Origin of the sequence: Serratia fonticola (genome assembly GCF_001006005.1) — a bacterium.
Lineage (GTDB): Bacteria > Pseudomonadota > Gammaproteobacteria > Enterobacterales > Enterobacteriaceae > Chania > Chania fonticola.
The window spans coordinates 5,297,752-5,313,498 of record NZ_CP011254.1; the positions used below are offsets into that span (position 1 = coordinate 5,297,752).

Annotated in this window: 14 protein-coding genes; 6 read left to right on the forward strand and 8 right to left on the reverse strand. The window is 52.7% G+C overall.

Going from position 1 to position 15,747, the window contains the following annotated elements:
* Window positions 1-113 precede the first annotated feature (113 nt).
* The 5 genes from frlA to WN53_RS23555 all read left to right on the forward strand — a co-directional run bounded on the left by frlA (window position 114) and on the right by WN53_RS23555 (window position 5,064).
* Complete coding sequence (frlA, locus tag WN53_RS23535; protein ID WP_046808325.1) at window positions 114-1,457, forward strand: fructoselysine/psicoselysine transporter FrlA; 1,344 nt, start codon at window positions 114-116, stop codon at window positions 1,455-1,457.
* A gap of 33 nt (window positions 1,458-1,490) precedes the next feature.
* Complete coding sequence (gene frlB / locus WN53_RS23540) at window positions 1,491-2,513, forward strand: fructoselysine 6-phosphate deglycase (protein ID WP_024486416.1); 1,023 nt, start codon at window positions 1,491-1,493, stop codon at window positions 2,511-2,513.
* Window positions 2,514-2,592: 79 nt separating this feature from the next.
* Complete coding sequence (frlC, locus tag WN53_RS23545) at window positions 2,593-3,414, forward strand: fructoselysine 3-epimerase (protein ID WP_024486417.1); 822 nt, start codon at window positions 2,593-2,595, stop codon at window positions 3,412-3,414.
* Window positions 3,415-3,421: 7 nt separating this feature from the next.
* Window positions 3,422-4,207, forward strand: coding sequence for a fructoselysine 6-kinase (frlD, locus tag WN53_RS23550; RefSeq protein ID WP_024486418.1), 786 nt, complete (start codon window positions 3,422-3,424; stop codon window positions 4,205-4,207).
* A 122-nt stretch (window positions 4,208-4,329) separates the two neighbouring features.
* Complete coding sequence (locus WN53_RS23555) at window positions 4,330-5,064, forward strand: GntR family transcriptional regulator (protein ID WP_046808326.1); 735 nt, start codon at window positions 4,330-4,332, stop codon at window positions 5,062-5,064.
* Window positions 5,065-5,746: 682 nt separating this feature from the next.
* On the opposite strand, the gene WN53_RS28810 is transcribed toward WN53_RS23555, so the two are convergent.
* Window positions 5,747-5,911 carry a hypothetical protein gene (locus WN53_RS28810; protein WP_164721903.1) on the reverse strand — a complete coding sequence of 55 codons (165 nt, stop codon included), beginning with the start codon at window positions 5,909-5,911 and terminating at the stop codon, window positions 5,747-5,749.
* 491 nt (window positions 5,912-6,402) lie between these two features.
* The gene (gene lysM, locus WN53_RS23560; RefSeq protein ID WP_024486819.1) at window positions 6,403-6,843 is read right to left on the reverse strand and encodes a peptidoglycan-binding protein LysM; all 441 of its coding nucleotides are present in this window, start codon (window positions 6,841-6,843) and stop codon (window positions 6,403-6,405) included.
* 225 nt (window positions 6,844-7,068) lie between these two features.
* Between lysM and WN53_RS23565 the strand changes: the two genes are divergently transcribed.
* Complete coding sequence (locus tag WN53_RS23565; RefSeq protein WP_021181014.1) at window positions 7,069-7,260, forward strand: YdfD/YebW family protein; 192 nt, start codon at window positions 7,069-7,071, stop codon at window positions 7,258-7,260.
* Window positions 7,261-7,343: 83 nt separating this feature from the next.
* On the opposite strand, the gene WN53_RS23570 is transcribed toward WN53_RS23565, so the two are convergent.
* The 6 genes from WN53_RS23570 to WN53_RS23595 all read right to left on the reverse strand — a co-directional run bounded on the left by WN53_RS23570 (window position 7,344) and on the right by WN53_RS23595 (window position 15,410).
* Window positions 7,344-8,438, reverse strand: a complete 1,095-nt coding sequence (locus WN53_RS23570; RefSeq protein ID WP_024486820.1) for a porin — start codon at window positions 8,436-8,438, stop codon at window positions 7,344-7,346.
* Between the two features lie 577 nt (window positions 8,439-9,015).
* Entirely contained in the window at window positions 9,016-9,999 is a 984-nt protein-coding gene (gene astE / locus WN53_RS23575) for a succinylglutamate desuccinylase (RefSeq protein ID WP_024486821.1), read from the reverse strand.
* Between the two features lie 12 nt (window positions 10,000-10,011).
* Complete coding sequence (gene astB, locus WN53_RS23580) at window positions 10,012-11,352, reverse strand: N-succinylarginine dihydrolase (RefSeq protein WP_046808327.1); 1,341 nt, start codon at window positions 11,350-11,352, stop codon at window positions 10,012-10,014.
* A gap of 286 nt (window positions 11,353-11,638) precedes the next feature.
* The gene (gene astD, locus WN53_RS23585) at window positions 11,639-13,111 is read right to left on the reverse strand and encodes a succinylglutamate-semialdehyde dehydrogenase (protein ID WP_046808328.1); all 1,473 of its coding nucleotides are present in this window, start codon (window positions 13,109-13,111) and stop codon (window positions 11,639-11,641) included.
* The gene (astA, locus tag WN53_RS23590) at window positions 13,111-14,145 is read right to left on the reverse strand and encodes an arginine N-succinyltransferase (RefSeq protein WP_024486977.1); all 1,035 of its coding nucleotides are present in this window, start codon (window positions 14,143-14,145) and stop codon (window positions 13,111-13,113) included. The genes astD and astA overlap by 1 nt, the downstream gene beginning before the upstream one ends.
* A 50-nt stretch (window positions 14,146-14,195) precedes the next feature.
* Window positions 14,196-15,410 (reverse strand): aspartate aminotransferase family protein, encoded by a 1,215-nt coding sequence (locus WN53_RS23595; protein ID WP_046808329.1) that lies wholly within the window; start codon window positions 15,408-15,410, stop codon window positions 14,196-14,198.
* Window positions 15,411-15,747 lie beyond the last annotated feature (337 nt).

The following is a 15,747-nucleotide window of genomic DNA, read 5'->3' on the forward strand; positions in this document are numbered from 1 at the left end:
TTTATTAATGAGTGAGGATCCCTATACCTAAAAAACGCTGATGGGTACCGCCTTGAACATTTTACTGGGGAAAACTCGGTAAAAACCTCGACCTACAACGAGAAGGTGACTGTATGGAAGTCAAAGAGTTACAACGCAAGCTGGGCTTCTGGGCCGTGCTGGCGATTGCGGTGGGTACCACGGTGGGATCGGGCATTTTTGTCTCGGTCGGAGAGGTTGCGAAAGCCGCGGGCAGCCCGATGCTGACCATCGCCGCTTTTATTATCGGTGGCCTGATCGTGATCCCGCAGATGTGCGTCTATGCCGAACTTTCAACGGCTTATCCAGAAAACGGCGCGGATTACATCTATCTCAAGAAAGCCGGGAGTCGCCCCCTGGCCTTCCTCTCAGGCTGGACCAGCTTTTGGGCAAATGATGCGCCATCTCTGTCCATCATGGCATTGGCGATTGTCAGTAACCTGAACTTCATTTTCCCGGTAGATCCCTTGATGGGAAAACTGATCGCAACGGCGCTGATACTGCTGTTCATGCTATTGCACCTGCGCTCCGTTGAAGGCGGTGCCAACTTCCAGATGCTGATCACCATTGCAAAAATCATCCCTTTCACACTGGTTATCGGTCTGGGGATCTTTTATATCCGTGGAGAAAACCTGGTAACTACCGCCAGCAGCGTCTCCCCAATCGGTATTGGTGCCAGCTTAATGGCCTTACTGGCCGGGATCTCGGCCACCAGTTGGTCGTACACCGGCATGGCTTCGATCTGCTATATGACCGGGGAAATAAAAAACCCTGGGAAAACCATGCCCAAAGCCCTGATCGGCTCTTGCCTGCTGGTTCTGGTGCTCTATTCCCTGCTGGCGTTGGTGATCACTGGCCTGATGCCGTTTGACAAACTCGCCGCATCCGGCACGCCGATTTCTGATGCCCTGACCTACCTGCCAACTCTAGGTGGTATCGCCGGGATCTTCGTGGCGATCACCGCAGTGATCGTGATCCTTGGTTCGCTCTCAAGCTGCGTGATGTATCAGCCGCGTCTTGAATACGCGATGGCCAAGGACCAGCTGTTTTTCAAATGCTTCGCCCATATCCACCCCAAATACCAAACGCCGGACTACTCGATCATTCTGCAATGCGCCTTGGGGATCTTCTTTATCTATGTCTCAGACCTGACCAGCCTGCTCGGCTATTTCACGCTGGTGATGTGTTTCAAAAATACCCTCACCTTCGGTTCCATTATCTGGTGTCGCAAACGTGAAGACTATCACCCGCTGTGGCGCACCCCGGCATTTGGGCTGATGACCTTTGCCGCAATGGCATCCAGCTTGATTTTGGTGGCATCCACTTTTGTATGGGCGCCAATCCCCGGTCTGGTATGCGCACTGATCGTTATTGCCACCGGTTTACCTGCCTACGCCTTTTGGGAACGTCGCAATCGGCGTGTGGCGAATGAGTGTTAATCCTTCTGTAATGACCTGTCTGGAGAACGTTGTATGTTGAATATCGATAAAAGCACCGTGGATTTCCTGGTTACCGAGAATATGGTGCAGGAAGTTGAAAAAGTGATGCGGGTAGATGTGCCAAAGGTAAAAGCGATTGTTGACGAGATGCTCGCTCGCGGCATTGACCGGTTTTACTTCGTGGCCTGTGGCTCACCGCTAAACGCGGCGCAAACCGCCAAACATCTGGTAGATCGCTTCTCCTCTCTCCAGTGCTACGCCTATTCCGGTTGGGAGTTCTGTGACAATACGCCACACCGTCTCGATGAACGTTGCGCGGTGATTGGTGTGTCGGATTACGGTAAAACTGAAGAAGTGATCAAGGCGTTAGAGCTTGCAGGTAGCCGTGGTGCGCTAACCGCCGCCATCACCAAACGCAGCGACAGCCCCATTGCCAGCGTCGCCGAACACCTGGTGGCCTATGAAGCCGATTGTATCTGGGAGATCCACCTGCTGCTGTGCTACACCTTCGCGCTGGAAATGATCACCCGTTTGCAACCACATCCTGAGATCGAAGCGTTGACTCGCGACCTGGCACAACTGCCGCAGGCGCTGGGTGAACTGGTACGTAACTGGGAAGAGAAAGGCCGGGTATTGGGTGAAAAGGCCTCCGCTTGGCCGATGATCTATACCGTGGCGGCTGGTCCATTACGCCCACTTGGTTATAAGGAAGGCATTGTGACGCTGATGGAGTTCACCTGGACCCACGGCAGCGTGATTGAAAGCGGCGAGTTCCGCCACGGACCGCTAGAGGTGGTTGAACCCGGCGTACCTTTCCTGTTCCTGCTTGGCAACGATGAAAGCCGTCACACCACCCAACGCGCCATTAATTTCGTCAAAGCGCGTACCGATAACGTGATCGTGATTGATTACGCCGAAATCAGTCAAGGGCTACACCCATGGATGGCTCCCTTCCTGATGTTTGTGCCAATGGAATGGCTTTGCTACTACCTCTCCATTTACAAAGACCACAACCCGGACGATCGCCGCTACTACGGTGGTCTGGTGGATTACTAATCCTGACGACGGGCGGTAACACGCCGCCCGCTCTGCCCTACCCCTTTTAATAACGATAACAACGGATAAAGGAATCAACATGAAAACCGGTATGTTTACCTGTGGACACCAGCGGTTACCGCTGGAGCAAGCCTTCAAGGACGCCCACGAGCTCGGTTACGACGGGATTGAGATCTGGGGAGGACGGCCACATGCCTTTGCTCCGGACCTCAAGGCGGGAGACATCCACCACCTGAAGGAGCTGGCGCGGGTTTACCAACTGCCGATCATCGGCTATACCCCAGAAACCAATGGCTATCCATATAACATGATGATCGGTAGTGATCGGATGCGGCGCGAAAGCCTGGATATGATTATGCTGGCGATGGATATGGCCAAAGAGATGAACGCCGGTTTTACGCTCATCTCGGCAGCTCATGCCGGTTACCTGGCCACTCCCGATCAAATCTGGCCACGTTTGGTCGATAACCTGCAACAGTTGGTTAGGCATGCGGAGGATATCGGTATGGAGTTACTGTTAGAACCGCTCACGCCTTATGAATCCAACGTGGTCTGCAGCGCTAATGATGTGCTGCGGGTGCTCGATGCTGTCCCTTCACCGCACCTGAACAGCATGGTGGATATTTGCGCCCCCTTTGTGCAAGGTGAACCCATCATGAGTTATTTCGATAAGCTGGGAGATCGATTACGCCATGTGCATATCGTCGACAGCGACGGTGCCAGCGACAGCCATTATATCCCTGGCGAAGGTAAAATCCCGCTCGCAGCATTGATGCAGGATATTCAGCAGCGTGGCTATCAAGGCTATTGCACCATTGAACTGGTGACCATGTATATGAACGAACCCCGGCTACATGCCGCCTTGGCACTGGAGCGGTTCAAGGCGCTGCTGGCGAAGTGAGGCATAAATGAAAACATTGATTACGCTTGGGGATAACTGCGTTGATGTTTATCCGGCATTAAACAAAGCTTTTTCCGGTGGCAATGCCGTTAACGTTGCGGTGTATTGTACCCGTTACCACTTGCGCCCAGCCTATATCGGCTGGGTGGGGGATGACGAGTATGGCCGGCAGTTGCGCCGTGAAATGGCGGCTCAAGGCATTGATATCTCTCATGTCCATACCAAGCCGGGCGTCACGGCACAGACCTTCGTCACCCTTAGAGGTAACGATCGCGTGTTGGGACAATATATTGAAGGCGTTATGGCCGATTTTGTGCTCACCGCAGCGGACGTTGATTGGATCGACCATTTTGACATCGTTCATGCCGGTATCTGGGGACGAGTGGAGTCCTATCTGCCACTGCTAAAGCAACGCGGTAAAATCATTGCCTTCGACTTTGCCGATAAATGGGACAGCCCGCTGTGGGAAACGCTGCCCACGTCTCTGGATTATGCGTTCGCCTCTGCCGATGACGATACACCAGCCCTGCGCGAACGCTTGCAGACGATAGTTCAGCGTGGTGCTGGGGTAGCAATCGCGACATTAGGGAGCAACGGCAGCCTGGCTTTCGATGGGCAACGTTTTTACCGCCACGGCATTCAGCCGGTTGACGTCGTGGATACCATGGGGGCTGGAGACTCCTTTATTGCCGGTTTTCTGTGTGCCATCGCAGACGATCTGTCTATTGATCTTGCCATGCAGCAGGGAACGGCCAATGCGGCCATCACTATTCAATACCACGGAGCATGGTAAGGTTAAAAATTGCGCCGGGTCTGGTGCCCGGCCTGTTGCCCCACCAAAAGTGATGACACTTGGTACCAGCGACATAATCGACATATAATCCAGCAAGGACATAATTTGATTAGGGTTGATATATGCCAGGCTCGGAACGTTACTCACACCAATTGCTCTATGCCACGGTAAGGCAACGTATCCTGACCGATATCGAACAGGGTGTATATCAAGCGAATCAGCAGATCCCTACCGAGTCCGAACTTTGCGAGCTGTATGACGTGAGCCGCATCACCATCAGGAAAGCCATCACCGATCTGGTCAAGGACGGAGTGCTGATCCGCTGGCAGGGTAAAGGAACCTTTGTCCAAAGCAAGAAGATTGAAAACGAACTGCTTACCGTCAGCGGTTTTACCGACTTTGGCGTCTCGCAAGGCAAAAAAACGCGTGAGGAAATTATCAAACAGGAGTTGATACCGGCCGATGATTTTTGTTCACGGCTGGATATTGCCAACGATAGCCAGATGTTCAAGCTGGTGCGGGTCATGTACCTTGAGTTGGAACCCCTGTTTATCGACTACTCTTATATTCCCCTCGCCCGCTACCAGGATTTCGATAGCTATTATCAACCCGGTAATTCTACCTACCAGTTGCTGCAAGAGCGCTACGACACTCAGATAGTCAGCGATAAAAAGCTCATTGATATCTATACCGCCACCAAGGCCGAAGCAAAATGGCTTAAGTGTGAGCTTGGCGAACCGCTGTTCCGCATCAGTAAAATCGCCTACGACCAACAGAAACGACCGGTTCATTGCTCCGAACTGTTTTGCCGCGCTAATCGCATCAGTTTGACGATTGATAATCATCACAAAGGTTAATGACCTGATGACGAAAAGAAACGGCCCCAGAAAGGAGCCGTTGGCTAAGTGTGCTAGCTATGTTGGGTTGTTGATTAATCATCCAGCGTTACTTTAGTGCTACCGCCACGAGTACAGCAATGCAAACCCAAAACACCGCCGTGGCGATCACTACATGGGATAATCTTGCATGGGAGAGTAATTGACTCATAAACACCTCGCTTACATCGGCAATAGAACTGACAGAATTTCCGTACAGATTAATCTCAGCTTAGCAGGACCTGGCTATTAACGACAGCGTGCTAATTCGGGATAAATAACAATGTTTGATTAACATCACAAACACATTTAAGAAATACATTCACTTTAATCATTAATTGTGACTTTAATATAATTAAAGTGAATTTATTTAGAATTATTAATCAACCAAGTCCGCAGGCCATACCCTCTAACCATCATAAGCGAAGACGGTCAAAAAACGTGCTACCCCCTGCTACGTCTGAGATGTAGCGGCTTTGCCGTGGCGGGAAAACGCCATCCAACCAGCGTTGTCTATTTAACGGCACACCGCCGATGAATAATTCGCCATAACCTTTATTAGTGGTTAAATCGCAGCTACTGCGTTAAGGCCCAAATAAACCAAGGCATATGGCAAAAATTTTTCATCGTCGAATCAAGGATTGGGATAATCGCAGCTCTGGCTTCAGCCGCCTTTGATATAACAGCTTTTGGCATCGACCTCATGATCGATATGCCGCAGATCGGATAAATACGTGATGCCAAACAATATCGACACGACAAGCAGCACTGAGACCAATAAGGCAATGACCGCAATAAGCTTGGTTTCATCATGCGGATTGTGTTCCATTTTATCTCCTGAAAACAGTAAGTTACTCCCACTTACTGTGTGATCGTCAACGTAAAAATGATCAATATGCAGCAGCAGCCGTCAACATTGTGAGGAACGTTGCGCATAGTCCTTGGTATTCCTGATACTTCTTGTCTAGCAAGGGTGTTCACACCCTCTACTCGCTTTCCACCAGCATTAACGCATTGATGCCAAAAGGGGTAACCCTACGCTTAAGCAACAGCCAGATTTACACCAGCGGCAACTAAGATTTTTCTTGCGCACAGACGCTACCAATTTTCTGCAACAGGGTCAAGATTCTCAGGGTAAGTTGACAGCGTGCAGGCTGCAAACATTCATTGGATTTATCGAATTGCGACTGGGAAACTTATAGAGGGGCGAACATCTGTATGAACATACGCATCGATTGAGGAGTTTCAGCACAGCGCCCCAGATGGGGCGCCGGATTACACAGTTCTAAGCCCGAGCTTCGATTACTTAGGCCTCCAGCATCATTGTGGGATGCGCAATACCTGGCCCGGATAGATTTTATCTGGATGGCTTAGCATCGGTTTGTTGGCTTCAAAGATCTTGTTGTACAGGTTGGCATTGCCATACATCTCTTTGGCAACGGCGCTCAGGGTATCGCCCTTCTTGACGGTATAGAAGCGGCTTTCCGCTTCTGGTTGCGCTACTGCAACATTATCTTCTACGCCGCTGATACCTGCCACGTTACCCACGGCTACCAGAATTTTTTCTTTCAGTTCCTGGCTGATACCGTCCCCGGTGACCACAGCCTTGCCATCAACGACCTGAACATCCACCTTATCCGTATCTGGTAGGCCACTGTTATCAAGGTGTGCTTTCAGCTTGGCGCTTTGATCCTCAGCGTTACCACTCACCGTATCCCACAGTTTTGCACCAGCTTCTTTGACGAAGTTAAACAATCCCATATTCGCTCCCGTTAATGATTGGATAGTTAAGAAATTTTAAAACTCATTAAGCTTAGCAGTACAGAGCGGAACTTCAATCCTCTTAAGGATGATTAAACGCTGCCATAATTCTGAAAATACCGTTTTTGTCTGGCCAATTATTATTTTTTTGTATTAATTAGCTAAATTCAGCCAAATTTTACCTACAATGGGGGTTGAAGCCTTAATGGGGGGACGCGATAGGTTATGTACGCATTGGTGATGTTCGTTTGCTATCTGGATGGCGGCTGTGCCGATATCGTTGTCGACGTGCTACGTGATGAGCATCAATGCCTGGTAGCAATGAAAGAACAACGGTTACGACATGCCGGCTGTTTTCCGATCGAGGACTTTATCGACGGCTTCTGGCTGCCTGCCAGCGAGTACGCTCCTTTCTGATCCACACGCAAACTGAAAAAGGCAGAGCTTGCGCCCTGCCTTTTGAACCACTTTCCGACACAGGAATGAGGTTTGAATACGACTTAGAAACGGTAGGTCAAGCTGGCTGCCACGATGTTGTCAGTGTTCAGTTTCAGCTTGTTATCGTCATTCAACTGGTTGATTTTGTAATCAACGTAGGTGTACATGTTTTTGTTGAAGTAGTAAGTCGCGCCGATATCGATATATTTCACCAGATCGACATCGCCAATGTTCTCAATGTCTTTACCCTTGGACTGCAGGTAGGCCAGTGATGGGCGCAGGCCATTTTCGAACTGGTATTGCGCGACCACTTCAAAGTTTTGCGTCTTGTTGGCAAAGCCAGCAACGCCGTTAACCGTGATCGGAGTCATGTTGCGGGTTTCAGCATACATGGCCGCCAGATATACCTGGTTGGCGTCATACTTGAGCGCAGTGGTCCAGGCCGTCGCGCTGTCGCCTTTACCGTAGGTAGCGCCGTAGGCAGCATCCTTCTGATATTTAGTACGATTAGAATCAGAGAAGGCTGCCGCAGCACCAATACCGCTACCGCCGATGTCCTGATAGTCCACAGACATACCATAGCCGTCACCGTTCTGCTTGTGGATGTTGCTGCGGTCGTTCTCGTTCTTACCTTGGTACTGCAAGGCGATATTCAGACCATCTACCAGACCGAAGAAGCTGCGGTTACGGTAGGTAGCCAGGCCGGTGGAACGGCCATTCATGAAGTTATCGGTGTAGGTATAGGTGTCACCGCCAAACTCCGGCAGCATATCGGTATAGGATTCTACATCGTAAACCACACCGTAGTTACGGCCATAGTCAAAGGAACCGTAGTCGGCGAATTTCAGGCCGGCGAAGCCCAGACGAGTTTTGGTGCCTTCGGTACCCGCTGACTCAGCGTGGTTAGCCTGGACGTTGTATTCCCACTGGCCGTAACCGGTCAAATCGCTGTTAATCTGCGTTTCGCCTTTAAAACCAAAACGCACATAGGTCGCGTCGCCATCGGCAGATTTGTTATCGCTGAACAAGTGCTTGGCGTTAACACGGCCGTACAGGTCGAGTTTATTACCATCTTTGTTGTAGATTTCGGCCGCATTGGCCATTGAGGCGGCGGTGGCAAGAACAACCGCCAGGGCTACTACACTGCGTTTCATCATTTATTTTCCTAGATTTTATTAAAAGCTGCCCGTCACGCCCAATTTATGCTTTGGGCTGTGATTTTTATCATTTTGTTTTTATCTACGCCCCTTAATAAAGCGCCATGTGACATTAGCATCATGAATAAAAACTTAAAATAAAAAAGTTCATGAAACAGTGCGCATAAAGCATGTTTATTTGTAACTAAATATTACACAAAAACGTTATTCTAATATAATGATTTAAATAGATATTTAGTGCATAAGCCATGATGGCTACGTTTTTAAGCACCAAAATGGTGCAATAACGTTTCACTTTGTGTGATTTACCTACGATTTTGAATAACCACAAAATTAGTATGCTAAGTAATAACGTTACTTATTTCACACTTTTAACTTATATCAATCTGATTAGCGGAAATGGCGCGAATAATTCTATCTTTAATCTGTTTTTTACTCATTGGGGTAAATCATAGCGAGTAATGACACGTAACAGGCAAAATACCCTATCAACTGATTAAATAAATTACGCTATTAAAGTTTGAAAGGAAAAACGTCGCCACAGGTCACTTACCTGTGGCGTAATGAATAGGTGAGATTAAAACAGGGTACTACGCGGGACTTCGGTCAACATCATGCCTGCACGTAACCCCAATGCCACCTTGGGGTTGGGAAACAGCACCCACTCCTTTTCATGCTGCACCCGATAGCTTTCCCCCGGCTGCTCATACAATAAAGTGCCCTGCGGCAGAGCGGTAAAATTGGCGGTATCGTCACTTAAATAGAGTTTGAACGATTCACTACGTTTAATCAGCGACCGCTCGACACGGAACACCCGAATCGGAGCCTCCCCCCGCAAAGGGAGAGATTGCCCGCAGACCAGCGCCTGCAGTGCTTTATTGATAGCGGAAAACTGCTGCAGATCGTTGCTGCCAAAGGGACGCGCCTTGCCCAATTCGAGGGTACAGCTGGCCGCCTGCGCATGCTCGCTGGAAAAGTTGCTGAACGTACCGCCGGCCGCTTGGTGTACCACCAATGCATCCAACTCGGCGGCGTCTAGTAACGCCAACATCTCGGAGCTGTAACTCTGTGGTTGATAGGGCAAGATACCAAAGCGTGGCAGCAGCGATCCGCGGATCGCCGTGTGCAGATCGTAATGAAAACGTGTGGCCTGCTCTCCGGCAAAGAAACTGCTGACCGCTTGCTCTAACTGCTGCGCCCGCGCCGTTTCGCCAGAGGGCTCAAACTGCTGATAGCGCCCACCAAACATGCGATTCATATCGCTTGCCAGATAACGTTGATTGGTTCGCATCGCAGGTGGATTGCCTAACACCACCAGCAAGCGCACCGCCAATGGCCGCACGCCTGCGAAGATCTCGTTCACTAGCCGGTCTAACAGTTCGATCGGGGCCGTTTCATTGCCGTGAATACCGGCAGAAAGCACCACTGCTTGCAGATAGCCCTGCAGCGGGCTGAGCTCCAATACCCCTTCCCCCAGCCACTTCCAGCGCAGTGCAGCGTTTTCACCCTCGGGGGTGGCGGGTGGCGTTCCAGCCAACGTCAGAGCCAATAAATTGTTCACTATTGCCTCCGGTTACTGTTGGAACGGGTAAACATTACCCAGCCCAAGGATAGAAGTCAGGGCATCCAGTGCCGCACGCCCTTCATGCAGCAATTGCGGGTCTGCCAGATCCTCTTGTACCAAGCGATCGCGGTAATAGCGGTCTACCCAGTCGTTCAGGGTGGTGAAAAGCGTATCGTTCATCATCACCCGTGGGTTCACCGCTCTCAACTCAGCTTCGTTCAGCGCCACGCGTAAACGCAGGCAAGCCGGGCCACCGCCGTTGCGCATGCTTTCGCGCAGGTCGAACACCTTGATCTCGTCGATTGGCCCACCGCTGGCCACCATCTCCGACAGATAATGCCAAACGCCCGGATGCTGGCGGGACTCTTCCGGTACCACGATCATCATCTTGCCATCGGCTTTGGTCAGGATCTGGCTGTTAAACAGGTAGGTCGCCACCGCATCCCCCACGCTGACACGAGAGGTTGGCACTTCTATCGCCACCAGCTCCGTCTCCAGCAAGGCCATCTTACGGCGGATTTGATCCAGCCCCTGCTGCTGATGCAGGAACGCCTGCTGATGATGGAACAGCACCTGCTGATTGCTGACGGCGATCACGTCGTTATGGAAAACGCCCTGGTCGATCACCGCCGGATTTTGTTGCAGGAATACCGTGTGTTGCTCGTGCAACTGATGTAGACGGGCGATCGCCTCACTGGCCTCGCGCGTCTGGCGTGCCGGGTAACGCGTGGGGGCACTTTCCCCGCCAAACTCCTGCTTGCCGTACACAAAGACCTGCACCCCGGGTTTGGCATAGTCACCCCCAAGGCGGTTATGGTTGGCAGCGCCCTCATCCCCAAAGAGTGCCACCTGCGGTAAGGCATCATGGTGAGTAAAGTATTGCTCATCATTGAAGATGGCTCGCAGCACGCTAGAAGTGGTTTCAGCCTCAATCGCACGATGGAATTTGTTATTCAGATTGGCGGCGGTGAAATGCACTTTGCCATCCAGACTGTCTGGCGAAGGCGAAACCGTCGCGGCATTGGCCGTCCACATGGATGAGGCCGAACTGAGCGCCGAGAGCAGGCGCGGTGAGGTTCGCATCGCCTGGGCCAGCACGCTCTCGTCGCTACCGCTGAAGCCCAATTTACGCAGCGTGGGAAGATGAGGTCGTTCCTGCGGAGGCAGCACGCCCTGCTGGAAGCCCATATCTGCCAGCGCTTTCATTTTCAGCAGCCCCTGCTTTGCCGCCAGCTTGGGGTTCGATACGCTGTTGCGGTGCTGCGTCGAAGCCTCATTGCCAAACGACAGCCCGGCATAGTGGTGCGTCAAGCCAACCAACCCATCGAAATTGACTTCATATCCGGACATTTTGCTCTCCTGTAAACTGCGAAGGGTGATACCTGTCACCGGGTGCTATCCCCCTCACCCTAACCCTCTCCCCAAGGAGAGGGAATCGGACGTGCCAACATTAACTTCTCCTGCTACCTGACCGGTGTCAGATATAAACTGATGCTACAGAGGTATCTCCGTTCCTGACCTCGACGCCGCTCTGGCCCCCTCTCCCTGAGGGAGAGGGTTGGGGTGAGGGGGAAACATCAATGGCAACACAACCGTTAAACAATCTATTTCAATAAGTTAGAAACAAACCTGGCAATCAGTTAAATATCAGGCCCGGTGACAGGCTGGTTGGCAGCGTCAGGCTGGCACTTTCCAGCGAAGCCATCGGCCATGCGCAGTAATCTGCCGCATAGAACGCACTTGGCCTATGGTTGCCAGAAGCTCCCACACCACCGAAAGGTGCCGCGCTAGAAGCGCCGGTCAGCGGCTTGTTCCAGTTGACAATACCGGCTCGCGCCTCCAGCAGCAGCCGTTCGAACTGCTCCCGCTGCGGGGACACCAGCCCAACGGACAGGCCATAGCGCGTGTTATTAGCCATGCGCAGCGCCTGATCGAAATGGTCGTAACGGATGATCGTGGTCAGCGGGCCAAAATACTCTTCGTCTGGCACGTCCGCCACGCCTGTCACATCGATAATGCCGGGGCTTAATAACGCGCTGCCGCTCTCCAGCGATTTCATGGTCAACAAGGCTTTGCCGCCCAATGCCAACAGGTGATGCTGAGCTGCCAGCATGTTTTCTGCCGCAGAGGAGGAGATCACCCCGCCCATAAACGGCTGAGGCTCAGCATCCCAACGGCCAATGCGCAGCGTAGATGCCACCTGAACCAGGCGTGTAATAAAGGCATCGCCCTGTGGCCCGTTTTTCACCAAAATGCGGCGAGCACAGGTACAGCGCTGCCCGGCAGAAATAAACGCCGATTGAATGGCCAGATTCACCGCCGCGTCACAATCTTCTACCTGTTCGACGATCAGCGCATTGTTGCCACCCATCTCCAGCGCCAGGATCTTTTCTGGCTGACCAGCCAATTGGCGATGCAGGTGATAACCGGTGCCAGCACTGCCGGTAAACAGCAGCCCATCAATATCGGCACAGCTTGCCAAGGCCTCACCGGTTTCACGTCCACCTTGCACCAGATTGATCACCCCATCCGGCAAACCCGCCTGCAGCCACAGCTGTAACGTCACCTCCGCCGTCAACGGCGTCAATTCGCTGGGTTTGAACACCACGCAGTTGCCCGCCAGCAGCGCCGGAACGATATGCCCATTGGGTAAATGGCCAGGGAAGTTATATGGGCCAAACACCGCCAGCACGCCGTGCGGCCGATGGCGTAACACCGAGGCTCCGTCGGCCATCGCGGTTTCCGTCACCCCAGTACGCGCCTGATAGGCCTGCAATGAAATGCCGACCTTGCCAATCATCGCCTGGACTTCGGTCAAGGTTTCCCAGCGGGGTTTACTGGTTTCACGGCTGATGGTCTCAGCCAGATGTTGCTTATGCTCTTCCAGCAACGACGCGAAGCGTTTTACCAACTGTTCGCGCTGCGCAAACGGCGTGCGCGCCCAGGCAGGGAAAGCCTCACGTGCAGCTGCGCAGGCCGAAGCCACGTCGTCAATACTGGCCGTATTGGCTTGCCACAGCGGCAGGTTATCCAACGGATCGGTTTTGCTGAACTCAGCGCCCCGGCCGGCCTGCCAGACGCCATTAATTAACAATGCAGGATGTGACATTACATTTTCTCCTGAGCGATAAGCTTGATGACCCGTACCGGGCTCCCCTGTTCGACACCGAGCGCCGCAGCCGTCTCGGCGTTGATACGCAAGCGGTCATCATGCAGTTGGGCATGTACCAACAGGGCGCGATAATTCTGATAGTTGTCGTTGGCCACCAGGTAGGCCGGGGACTCGCTGAATACCTGCGTATCATCCAGCACCACCTTCACCATTTTGCTGCGCTTCACCGCACGGATCTCGTCAATCTCGGCTTCCAGCGTCGGGCCCCCGTCAAAGATATCGACGTAGCCCTGGTAGCGCAGCCCTTCGGCTTCCAGCAGCTTGCGCGCCGGTGCGGTTTGCGGGTGAACTTCGCCGATCACCTTCTGCGCATCTTCGGCCAGAAAGTCGACGTACAGCGGGTGTTTCGGCATCAGTTCGGCGATAAACGCCTTTTGCCCGGTGCCGCTGAGATAGTCCGCCTTGGCGAACTCGATAGAAAAGAAGTGGCGGCCAACGCTTTCCCAGAAGGGGGAACGGCCATTTTCATCGGAATAACCGCGCATCTCCGCGATCACTTTGCGGGAGAATTGGTTGCGGAATGCGGCCATAAACAGGAAGCGCACTTTTGACAGCAGCTTGCCATTCTCGCCATGACGGTAGTCCGGATCGAGGAACAGCGTACAAAGTTCCGAATGGCCGGTATGGTCGTTGCTTAAAAACAGCGTTGGCACCGATTTATAGACATTAAGCTGCTTTGAGGCATGCACCTGGGTACCCACGCGGAAGCTGTACCAGGGTTCGGTCAGCCCAACCGCGACTTCTATCGCGCTGACGCCAACGACCTGTTGCCGTTCGGTATCCTCCATAACAAACAGATAGCAGCGATCGCTCTGGGGAAGTTCGCCTTGCCAGGTTTTTAACGCCCGCTCAATACGTGCCGACAGCGTCTCTTCATTCTGCGGCAAAGAGGTGAGGCCAATACCGGATTTACCGGCGAGCGTCAGCAGGTCAGCCAGGTCACGGCGCTCTATGGGGCGGATAATCATCATAATGCGAACCTCGGAAGTCATCGGCTGCGCACCGGGCGCAGCCGCCTTGATTAGCTGCAAATCCGCGCCACAGCACGCGCGAACCGCGCCAGCCCCTCTTTCACATCCTGTTCAGGGATGATCAGCGAAGGCGTAAAGCGCACCACGTCTGGGCCAGCGATCAGGGCTATCACCCCCTCCTCGTTAGCCAGTTGGGTGAGCTGTTTGGCTCTACCGGCATATTCCGGGTTCAGCACGCAGCCAATTAACAGGCCCGCCCCGCGGATTTCGCTAAAGATCGGATACTGTAGGTTGATTTCCGTCAGTCCGGCGATAAACCATTCGAGACGCTGCTTCACCCCATCAAGGACTTCCGGAGTGTTAATCAGCGAGAACACCTCCCCAGCTACCGCCGCCGCCAGCGGGTTGCCGCCGTAGGTGGTGCCATGAGTGCCAACGCCCAGGGTTTTCGCCAGCTTGTCGGTGGTGATCATCGCGCCGATCGGGAAGCCGCCGCCCAATGCCTTGGCAGTGGTCAACACGTCTGGCACCACCCCATAATTCATATAGGCATACAGCGATCCCGTGCGGCCCACGCCGGTTTGCACCTCATCAAAGATCAGCAGTGCGCCGTGGCGGTCGCACAGTTCACGCAGCCCTTGCAGGAACTGCGGTTGTGCCGGAACCACCCCGCCCTCGCCCTGAATCGGCTCAACGATCACCGCGCAGGTATGGTCGTTAATCACCTGCTCAGCCGCTGCCAGGTCGTTAAACGGCGTATGGGTAATGCCGCCAGGCAGTGGCGCAAAATCCTGTGAATATTTTGGTTGGCCCCCGGCAGACACGGTAAACAAGGTGCGGCCATGAAACGCGTTATTGAACGCGACGATCTGGTTCTTTTCTCGGTTGCCACTATCCAGCGCATGTTTTCGCGCCAGCTTCAGCGCGGCCTCGTTGGCTTCCGCGCCGGAGTTACAGAAAAATACCTTGTCGGCAAAGGTGGCATCAATCAGCTGTTTGGCCAGGCGTAACACCGGCTCGTTGGTATAACCGTTGCCCAGATGCCAAAGCTTGCCTGCCTGTTCGACCAGCGCCGCTAACACCTGCGGATGGGCATGGCCCAGAGCATTGACGGCAATGCCTCCAGCGAAATCAATATAGGATTTCCCCTGCTGATCCCAAACCTGTGAGCCTTCTCCCCGCACCAAAATAAAATCCGCAGGGGCATAAACCGGGATCATCCAGTCGTCGAAAGACTGGCGGGTAACTGCGATTGGCTGTTCCATAATGACCTCATAACGTCAGCAAAGGCTGAATTTTGGCGGTAAGGACCGCTCTGGCGGCGCAAGGCCGGCGAAAAAGCAAATTAACCCTATTATCCAGTGTCTTTTCTGGCCGACGATAATGCTGCTCACCGCCGCCTATTCAGATACAAACTTGTTACATAAAATCGGTTATTCGCTATTAATGCCGCATTTAGCACCCCGGAGCGGGGAATAAATGTTAATGAGTAGTTAAAATACAGCCCATTTGATAAATAGTGTAGAGCAGCTATCGTGCCAGAACGGGCTTTTTGACGGATTTACTAATTTTTTTCGTTAAAACAAGGAGTTATATTGCATA

What these genes read in the sequence shown, in the direction of transcription:
- frlA (WP_046808325.1), top strand. Translation starts at nt 114, where the DNA reads ATGGAAGTCAAAGAGTTACAACGCAAGCTGGGCTTCTGGGCCGTGCTG.
- frlB (WP_024486416.1), top strand. Translation starts at nt 1,491, where the DNA reads ATGTTGAATATCGATAAAAGCACCGTGGATTTCCTGGTTACCGAGAAT.
- frlC (WP_024486417.1), top strand. Translation starts at nt 2,593, where the DNA reads ATGAAAACCGGTATGTTTACCTGTGGACACCAGCGGTTACCGCTGGAG.
- frlD (WP_024486418.1), top strand. Translation starts at nt 3,422, where the DNA reads ATGAAAACATTGATTACGCTTGGGGATAACTGCGTTGATGTTTATCCG.
- WN53_RS23555 (WP_046808326.1), top strand. Translation starts at nt 4,330, where the DNA reads ATGCCAGGCTCGGAACGTTACTCACACCAATTGCTCTATGCCACGGTA.
- WN53_RS28810 (WP_164721903.1), bottom strand. Translation starts at nt 5,911, where the DNA reads ATGGAACACAATCCGCATGATGAAACCAAGCTTATTGCGGTCATTGCC.
- lysM (WP_024486819.1), bottom strand. Translation starts at nt 6,843, where the DNA reads ATGGGATTGTTTAACTTCGTCAAAGAAGCTGGTGCAAAACTGTGGGAT.
- WN53_RS23565 (WP_021181014.1), top strand. Translation starts at nt 7,069, where the DNA reads ATGTACGCATTGGTGATGTTCGTTTGCTATCTGGATGGCGGCTGTGCC.
- WN53_RS23570 (WP_024486820.1), bottom strand. Translation starts at nt 8,438, where the DNA reads ATGATGAAACGCAGTGTAGTAGCCCTGGCGGTTGTTCTTGCCACCGCC.
- astB (WP_046808327.1), bottom strand. Translation starts at nt 11,352, where the DNA reads ATGTCCGGATATGAAGTCAATTTCGATGGGTTGGTTGGCTTGACGCAC.
- astD (WP_046808328.1), bottom strand. Translation starts at nt 13,111, where the DNA reads ATGTCACATCCTGCATTGTTAATTAATGGCGTCTGGCAGGCCGGCCGG.
- astA (WP_024486977.1), bottom strand. Translation starts at nt 14,145, where the DNA reads ATGATGATTATCCGCCCCATAGAGCGCCGTGACCTGGCTGACCTGCTG.
- WN53_RS23595 (WP_046808329.1), bottom strand. Translation starts at nt 15,410, where the DNA reads ATGGAACAGCCAATCGCAGTTACCCGCCAGTCTTTCGACGACTGGATG.